This window comes from Thiocapsa sp. (genome assembly GCF_035467215.1).
Lineage (GTDB): Bacteria > Pseudomonadota > Gammaproteobacteria > Chromatiales > Chromatiaceae > Thiocapsa.
Genome location: NZ_DATITZ010000014.1, coordinates 20,759 through 28,991, shown reverse-complemented (window position 1 = coordinate 28,991; position 8,233 = coordinate 20,759). Strand labels below are relative to the sequence as shown.

Below are 8,233 nucleotides of genomic sequence, written 5' to 3'. Positions count from 1 at the left end.
TCCTGCAGTGTGGGTGTCGCCGGTGTCGACATCGACCCCTACGGCAATGTGCAGGCGTGCATGCACCTGCAGGAGAGCGCCGGTAACCTGCACGAGCAGTCGATCGAGCAGATCTGGCACCACTCGCCACTGTTCACCCGCGCCCGCCAGCGCGCGATCGAGGCCGCCGAGCGCCTGGAGGCGCAAAAGCGGGTCGAAGGCGAGCAGCCGCGGCAGCTCAACGCGCCGCTGTTCTGCCTCGCGGTGGAGGAGAACTGCGGCAAGGGCTGCGGGAGCTGCGCGCGCCCATGAGCCCGAAATATCTCCAGGCCCTGCTCGGCCCCGACGGTTGTCTGACCTCGGCCCTGGCGGAGGGCGTGGAGGTCGCGCTAAGGGTGAGCGGTGGCTGCATGGAGCCCGACCTGGCCGACGGGGCGGTGATCCGGATGGAGGGCTCCCGCCTGTTCGTCCCGGGCGATGTCGTCGCCTTTCATTGTCCGCATCAGAACCGTCTGTTGATGCATCGGTTCCTGGGCTATGTGCGCACCCGGGGGAGGTGGAAGCTCATGACCATGGCCGACCGCGGGACGCGGCCCGACCCACTGGTGGACCTGGCGAGTGTGCTTGGCCGCGTCGCAGTCCAATCCGGCCGGGCTTATCACGTCGGACCGGGCAAGCGTCTGCAAGCGGTGCGACGTTACAGCCGCTGGGGTGCGCGGTATGTGATTCGCCGGATTCTGCGCTAGCGTCGCCGGGGTCCAGCTCCCGAAAATCCGGATAGGCCTTGAATTGGGCCACCAAGCCTTAACGGGGTCACCATTTAGCTGACCCCGATCGCCTCATCGGATGTTGCATCGGCATCACCTTCGATCACAGCTCGACACGGGCTATGATGCAACGACGAAACGTCGTTAAAGTCGGGCTCGCGACCGCGCCCTGGGTTGCCATGGCCGCTCTATCGGGCCACGCGTGCCGTCAAGGTCACCTCGGGCGGATGCGGTGGATCCAGCTCTGACCGACTCAATCCTGGCAGGAATACCCGAGCGCGAGCAGCCCTTCCTCGAGATCGTCGGAGACCATCGGGTGCGCGAGCAGATACGCGGCGGCCCTCAGGGAATAGTCGCCGAGCGCATCGTCTACGGCCGTCTCCCATTCCTCGAGGTCGTAGTCTCCCCGACCGATCCACATGAGCGCCACCAGCTCAGCGCGCTGGCGCTGGCTCATCTCGCCGATGGCCTCGGTCATGGCCTGTACGCTGTAGTCCTCGCTGTGGTCGGCCAAGACCTGCAAGGCCCAGTCCTCCGTCGGACTGGAGGGGTTGTCCGGAAGGACCACCTCCTCCTTGGATTGAAACTCCCGCGCCATGTCGATGATGCCGCAGATCGATTCCAAGGGGATGTGCAGCACGATTGGGTTTCTCCGCCTGAAGGCCACCTATCGAATCGCCGCGAGGCTCACCGCATGGCGAGACTCGGTTTCTCTCGGGCGACCATCCAATGATCCCGCATGATCCAGTCGTCCGGTAGGATATCCCGACAGGAGAGTACATCCAAGACCCGATTCCCGGCCAGCACGGGCAAATGGCGGAGCCCATTCTCGGTCATGACGCCGAGGCCTTCGACAAGCGACACCCCCGGCTCGACGGTTCTGGGCTGCTCGGTCATCACGGCAGACAGCGCGACGCCGGCAGGCTGAAAACCTTGGCCACCAGGCGGTTGAGTAGATCGCGCTCGGTGAATCGTCCGACCATCTCCCAGCGTCCAAGACCGGGATCGCGCCGACGCGATGTGCCGCCATCGTCTCGGCTCAGCATTCCGATGGAGTTATGAGGTTCATTGAAGCGCGGACGCCCCGGTTGGTCGTCGAGTCTGGGTCGCCCCTTCAGGGCTTGAAACGGTTGGGGATCGTTATCCCGGGGTGTTGCCCCGGGCTAAAGTGGAGGGCCCCGTTGGGGCAGTTTGACGCTAGCGCCAACTCGCCCCCGAAGGCAATCCGGTGTAGCCCCGTCAAACATCAACGTCCGGCATGCGTCCAGCGCCAAAGGCGCGACCAATGCTAGCCCAGGGCAACGCCCTGGGTAGCGGATCAAAGGTATTTGAGCCCTGAAAGGGCGACCGAATCGGCGGTATCCGCGATGTCGCAAATTCAGTCCGCCCCCGTCCGTCCCCCTTCGATACCCGTTCAATCCCACAGATACCGTTCATCAAATGCGATTCGATGCCGTTCCAGAAATTGCATGTATTCCTGCTGAAACGTTTTCTTGCAGTGGTGTTCTCGCTGATTGGCGATGTATTCACGAACGGCGTCGAGGTTGGATTCGGAAACGGCGAATGCCCCGTAACCGGCTTGCCAGGCAAAAGCGGGCGAGGGATTGCGGCATGGCTTGGGCAGCCTTTTCCGGGCTTGGGTTGGTCTGTTGCGGTCATGGCCCAGGTCGCCCCTTCAGGGCTTGGACCGGTTGCGGATCGCTATCCCGGGGCGTTGCCCCGGGCTAACGTGGTGAACCCCGTTGGGGCTGTTTGGTTCGAGCGCCAACGGCGACCCCGTGTCAGTCCAGGGTAGTTCCTGTCGATCATCATCAACTGACAATCACCCAGCGCCAAAGGCGCGACCGATGTTAGCCCGGGGCAACGCCCTGGGTACTAAAAGAGTGTTGCGAGATCGATCGTCCGATGGACATCGGCGCCAAGCGGCAACGCGATTGCGTTCAGGTCGTCTGCAGTGCGGATCTCCGAGTACCCGTCCGCGGTCGGCTGCCGATAGATCGCAAGCCGGCGGTCTGCGAGATCCACGAGCCAGACCTGCGGGATCGCGGCACGCGCATAGCGGGGGAGCTTGACCTCGCGATCGTAGGCCAGGCTGCTGTCGGCGACCTCGACCAACAAGAGCACGTCGGCCGGTCCCGGGTGTCCGTTTCGATAATAGTCCGGGCGCGGGCGCAGCAAGGCGATATCGGGCAGCGGCTCGCTGTGATCGTCGAGCCACACCGGATCCTGCACCGCGACGATCGCGTCTCGACCGACGGTTTCTTTCATGAGGTTGGCCAAGAACTTCACGGTCCCGGCGTGTGGATGTCCAATCGGCGGCATCTCGACAATCTCCCCGTCGATCAATTCGGTGCGCAGGTCCGGTCCGAGGATGCCGGTTTCGCCCATGCGATGGTAGTCCGTGACCGAGACGCGAAAGACGCGAGCAAGCGAGGATGCCCGGCGGGGTGCGGTTGCTCTCGTGATCATGGCGGGACCTCGCGTCTTCGCATATCAAGGATGGCGACATCGTGAACATAGCGGCCCGGAAAGACCGCTGCAAGGCGAGCCCAGACCTCCGGGGGGCGTTCCGGCGGCTCAGGCGCTGCGCAGTCGCGTCAGCTTGACCAGCGCTACCGCGGTCAGCGGGAGAACGAAGCCGATGATCAGGGCGGCGATCATCAAGTCCCCCAACTGGCTGTAATCCTCGGGCACGCTCACCAGGCCGCTGATCGGATCCTTGACCTCGCGGGTGACGATGAAGATCTCGTTGAGATATTTGGTTCCCAACTGGCTCGCCGAGAGCGCCAGATTGCTGAAGGAGGCCATGACGGCGAAGAAGGTGGCCTTGAGATTGTCCGGGGCCGAGTTGGCGATCCAGGCGAGCATGGGCACCATGGCGACCTGGCCCAACGGCGACTCCAGTGCCGTGTCCACGATGGCGATGAAGCGGGCATCGACGATGCCGCCGGTCACGGCGGCCGTCCAGTGATGCAGCCCGAAATACATGCCGACGATGGGCAGGTAGAAGAGGCTGGTGAGCAGGGTCAGGAAGACCACGACATGGGCGATGGAGTGCTCGGCCATGAAGCGTCGGAAGATGAACAGTCCCGCCAGTGCGAGCGTGCTGCCGATGAGCGAGAGCACGGACAGAAACTGCTGGTCGAAGGCGAGCTCGTCGATCATCCACCAGGTCTGGCCGGCGCCCGGTCCGGGCATGGCCCGGAAGACGAAGATGATGATGGCCGTGCCCAAGAGATAAAGCCGTGCCTCGGCGTCCAGCACCCGCATCAGTCGCGACATGAGGAAGAGGACGATCGCCATGGAGCCGACGAAGATGATCTCCTGGTTGTAGGGCACATCCGTGAGTCCCATCCCCAGCGTGAAGACCACGAAGGCCAGGCTGCCCCCGAGGATCCACCAATTCGGCTTGGTGATCTGGGCCGGTCGTTCCAGGCGCGCTCTGGCGTCGGTCTCCTCCAAGCCTTTGGCGACGAGCCGACGCAGGTCGCGGCGTTTGATGAAGCCCGCCAGGGCGACGCCGAGTACCGAGATCACCGGAATCGCCAAGGCCATCTCGTAGATCAGGATATAGGTCGCGACCTTCTCGGCCTCCGACATGGCCTCGACCCCGGCAAAGAGATAGATGTTGGCCACCGACACGAGCACCCCGCCGCCGATGATGGCGATCCGTCCCAGGGTCTGCATGGTGGTGTGCATCAGCTTGAGCCGCGCACGATCGATCGGCTGGCCGTCGGCGTCGACGCGAGGGACCGCCTCGACCGTCATGGCATCCGCCACCACGTCCTGAATCACATAGCCCGTCGGTGCGAGCAGCGCGCCGAAGACATACCAGGCTTCCACCGGCATCACCGCGGCCATCGCCTCGCGCTCCGCCAGCAGGCCGAGCATGATCAGCAGGCTCCCGGTGAGCATGGACGCCCCGAGATAGACCAGCCCCGCCTTATGGCGCCAGATCAGATCCACCAGATGCCCCAGGGGCATCTTGAGCACCCAGGGGATCCCGGCCCAGAAGGCCAGCGCCGCCAGGAAGGAGGCGGGCAGCCCGAGATAGTCCTTGACGAAGAAGGTGCCGACGATCGCGGTCAGGCCCTGGATGCCGTAGGCCACGTAGATCATCAAGGGGGGTAGATACGAGAGCCGCATCTCGCGCCCGATCTCGAGGATGTTGCGGTCGAGCCAATGGCCGATTGCGGCGATGAATCCGCGTTGATCCGGTCGTCCGGTAGGGCGGCTGCGAATGGCGGTCACGTTTACGTTCTCACGATCGACAAAGGCCCGAAGGGTACGCCATCACCCGTGTGGTGGCGAGAGAGCAGCAGCGATGTCCTGCAACACGCGCGCCGGTGTTTCGGCGCCGCGCTCGTCAACTTGAGTTCGTCAATCGGAACTGCAAGATGGCCGTCTCGGATCGAGGCTCTTCCCGCGGCGGCGAAACTGCCCCATCTTCGTCCTGTTGGCTGAGTCGTGCCCGTCGCGGGCGCGTGATCGGGGCAGAGACGCAGGGGGATGACGGGATGCTTATCGGGGTTCCACGCGAGATCAAGATCCACGAGTACCGTGTCGGTCTGTCGCCGGAGTCGGTGGCGGAGGTGGTCGAGCGCGGGCATCGCGTCCTGGTGGAGACGGCGGCCGGGTTCGGGATCGGGGCGAGCGACGAGGTCTATCGGGCCGCGGGCGCGCGGATCTGTGCGACGGCCGAGGAGGTCTTCGGGCAGGCCGATCTGCTGGTCAAGGTGAAGGAGCCTCAGCCGCAGGAGCGGGCATGGCTGAGTCCGGGGCAGGTCTTGTTTTCCTATCTGCACCTTGCTCCGGATCCCGAGCAGGCGCGCGATCTAATCGCCTCGGGCGCCGTCTGTATCGCCTACGAAACCGTCACGAATGCCGCGGGCGGCCTGCCCCTCCTGCGGCCGATGAGCCAGGTCGCCGGGCGCCTGGCGGTGCAGGCCGGAGCGACGGCCCTCGAGGTCGCGCACGGCGGAAGGGGGGTGCTGCTCGGCGGCGTGCCCGGGGTGACTCCGGGGAGGGTGCTGATCATCGGCGGTGGTGTGGTCGGTTTCAACGCGGCGCAGATGGCGGTCGGCCTGCAGGCGGATGTCACCATCCTCGACCGCAACCCTGCAGTGCTGGACCGATTGGCCGCGCATTTCGAGTCGCGCGCGCGGGTGGTCCATTCCAATCGGGCGACGCTGAACAGCGCCCTGCGGGATGCCGATCTGGTAATCGGTGCGGTCCTGATTCCGGGTGCGACGGCGCCGCACATCGTCACGCGGGCGATGCTCGGCGACATGCGACGCGGGGCCGTGATGGTCGACGTCTCGATCGATCAAGGGGGCTGCTTCGAGACCTCGCGTCCGACGACGCATGATCAGCCGACCTATGTCGTGGACGGGATCCTTCACTACTGCGTCGCGAACATCCCGGGCGCGGTGCCCCATACCTCCACCTACGCCTTGAACAACGCGACGCTCCCCTACGTGCTGGCGTTGGCCGAGAAGGGTTGGCGTGCGGCCCTGCGGGACGATCCGCATCTTTGTAGCGGGCTCAATGTGTGCGAAGGGAAGGTCACGCATGCTGCGGTGGCCGAGACGCTTGGCTATCCCTTCGTTCCGGCGTCCGAGGTGTTGTGATCCCGAAGGGCGCTTCTCAAGCCGAGATGACGGGGACGTCGGGAGGTATCGAGCAGGGCGATGCCGGCGTCTTGCGGACCCGTGGCGCCCCGAGTATCGTCTTGCAGCGACGCGTTTGCCGACCCGGCGCGCAGATCCGCGGCAGCGCTTGCCCCGGTTGGACAACGGGGTCGTTGGGGCGTCGGAAAGGTCCATCGGATCGGTACGCCGCGTCGGATGCCCGACGCGAACGTACGCTTACCCGATCTCCTCAGGCTCTAGCCGCACTCACGCGCTTGGACAGAATGGCGCCGCGCATCCCGATCAGGACCAGGGTGCTGGCCAGGAAGGCGGCCACGGCGGTGCCGATCATCATGGCCATCGGTTTGTCTTGCGCGTCGGCGATGCCGAAGGTCTCCCCGATCGGGGCAAGGATGGCGACATTCTCCGGGGCGGCCAGGATGTAGGTACAGAAGGCCAGGAAGGCGCCGAAGAAGACGAATTTCCAATCCATGTGCAGGCCGGCGAGCAGGGTCGCGAGGCCGAGCAGGTAGAGCAGCACCAGCAGGTATTTCTGATCGTCGAGCGCAGCGCGCACGCCGTGTGTGTGCAGCAGCCACAGCAGACCGATCACGACCCCCCAGTGCAGGACCTGCTTCAAGGTGTAAAAGAGGTAGGATTGATCGCGGACATAGGCCTGTCCGAAGCCCGAGAGCAAGGAGATGAAGGCGACCACCGGGACGAAGGTCTCCCAGTAGGGTATGGTTCCTGTCTCATCGTCGCGGGTGAGTGCGATGAGAACGATGGCGGCGGCATAGAGGATGACCGAGGGCAAGAGAGCCATCATCAGCGAGCCCTGGTCGGTACTTTTGGTTTTTTTCGCTGTCTCCGTCGAGACAGCGTCTTTGGATTTGAACATGGCGAACCCTCCTTTCGGGTCAGTGTGCGAGTGATCGACGCATCCCCCGGTCAGGAGGTTCGTCGAATGTGTCAAGCAACCGGATATTAACCCTTACTTTCGATGAGTGTTAAGGGAATTTCAGCAGGATTTTTCGAGTACGTCCGGCGATCTTGGGCTTCTCCGAGTGTGGCTGTCGGACGGATCGCGCGCGTTGGAAGGGGTCAGTGCGGGGAGGTGAGCGGTGAAGGCAACCGGCGCGCCGAGACCGCACGACCAGGCTTGAACCGCGCGAATTCCGGCATTTCGGTGGCCGCTAAGGCCAGGGCTGCGGGGTCGATGTGCCTGCGCTGCGTCGTCGGGTCGACCGCGTCGCAGCGCGTGCGTTCGAGTACCCTGACCATGCTCGGCATCGCGGCCGCGCTCGCAGGCGGTTGCGCCTCCGCGCCGGCTCCACCGTCCAAACCGCTCGACGCCTGCGCCATCTTCAAGGAGCGCCCGAGCTGGTACAAGGCGACCAAAAAGACCGAGCGCAAATGGGGAACCCCGATCCCGGTGCAGTTGGCCATCATCCAGGCCGAGTCGAGCTTCCGACACGACGCCCGGCCGCCCGGGCGCGTCTCCAGCGCCTACGGCTATTCGCAGGCGATCGACGGGACCTGGGACTGGTACCGGGAGCAGACCGGCAATCGGCGCGCCAAGCGGACCAATTTCGACCATGCCGCCGACTTCGTCGGCTGGTACACGGACGTTAGCCAACGTACCCTCGGCATCCCCAAATCCGATGGTTACCGTCAGTACCTCGCCTACCACGAGGGTCATCGCGGCTTCCAGCGCGGGACCTATCGAAAGAAGGACTGGCTGGTGCGAGTCGCGCGCCGCGTGGATCAGCAAGCGAAGACCTACGGGGCACAGCTGCGCTCCTGTCGTCGCTGAGCCATTCCCTTTACCTCCGGCGGAACGCGCACTAGAGTTGCCCG

Annotated in this window: 10 protein-coding genes; 4 read left to right on the top strand and 6 right to left on the bottom strand. The window is 64.5% G+C overall.

Going from position 1 to position 8,233, the window contains the following annotated elements:
• The coding region (locus VLR48_RS00790) for an SPASM domain-containing protein (protein ID WP_325289950.1) at positions 1 to 291 on the top strand (291 nt) is incomplete at its 5' end.
• Complete coding sequence (locus VLR48_RS00785) at positions 288 to 725, top strand: S24/S26 family peptidase (RefSeq protein ID WP_325289949.1); 438 nt, start codon at positions 288 to 290, stop codon at positions 723 to 725. The genes VLR48_RS00790 and VLR48_RS00785, both read left to right, overlap by 4 nt.
• Before the next feature lie 274 nt (positions 726 to 999).
• Here the strand turns inward: VLR48_RS00785 and VLR48_RS00780 are convergent, their stop codons facing one another.
• From VLR48_RS00780 to VLR48_RS00760, 5 genes are all read right to left on the bottom strand, one after another.
• Positions 1,000 to 1,386: a DUF3775 domain-containing protein gene (locus VLR48_RS00780; protein ID WP_325289948.1), complete on the bottom strand. Its 387-nt coding sequence runs from the start codon at positions 1,384 to 1,386 to the stop codon at positions 1,000 to 1,002.
• A gap of 47 nt (positions 1,387 to 1,433) precedes the next feature.
• Complete coding sequence (locus VLR48_RS00775; RefSeq protein ID WP_325289947.1) at positions 1,434 to 1,610, bottom strand: hypothetical protein; 177 nt, start codon at positions 1,608 to 1,610, stop codon at positions 1,434 to 1,436.
• Between the two features lie 32 nt (positions 1,611 to 1,642).
• Complete coding sequence (locus tag VLR48_RS00770; RefSeq protein WP_325289946.1) at positions 1,643 to 1,792, bottom strand: hypothetical protein; 150 nt, start codon at positions 1,790 to 1,792, stop codon at positions 1,643 to 1,645.
• Between the two features lie 829 nt (positions 1,793 to 2,621).
• Entirely contained in the window at positions 2,622 to 3,215 is a 594-nt protein-coding gene (locus VLR48_RS00765) for a Uma2 family endonuclease (protein WP_325289945.1), read from the bottom strand.
• A gap of 108 nt (positions 3,216 to 3,323) precedes the next feature.
• Positions 3,324 to 4,997: a hypothetical protein gene (locus tag VLR48_RS00760; protein WP_325289944.1), complete on the bottom strand. Its 1,674-nt coding sequence runs from the start codon at positions 4,995 to 4,997 to the stop codon at positions 3,324 to 3,326.
• 266 nt (positions 4,998 to 5,263) lie between these two features.
• On the opposite strand from VLR48_RS00760, the gene ald reads away from it, so the two are divergent.
• On the top strand, positions 5,264 to 6,376 hold the full coding sequence (ald, locus tag VLR48_RS00755; RefSeq protein ID WP_325289943.1) for an alanine dehydrogenase: 1,113 nt from the start codon (positions 5,264 to 5,266) through the stop codon (positions 6,374 to 6,376).
• Positions 6,377 to 6,626: 250 nt separating this feature from the next.
• Here ald and VLR48_RS00750 read toward each other — a convergent pair whose 3' ends face one another.
• Positions 6,627 to 7,274, bottom strand: coding sequence for a hypothetical protein (locus tag VLR48_RS00750; RefSeq protein WP_325289942.1), 648 nt, complete (start codon positions 7,272 to 7,274; stop codon positions 6,627 to 6,629).
• 381 nt (positions 7,275 to 7,655) lie between these two features.
• Between VLR48_RS00750 and VLR48_RS00745 the strand changes: the two genes are divergently transcribed.
• Positions 7,656 to 8,189: a hypothetical protein gene (locus tag VLR48_RS00745; RefSeq protein WP_325289941.1), complete on the top strand. Its 534-nt coding sequence runs from the start codon at positions 7,656 to 7,658 to the stop codon at positions 8,187 to 8,189.
• Positions 8,190 to 8,233 lie beyond the last annotated feature (44 nt).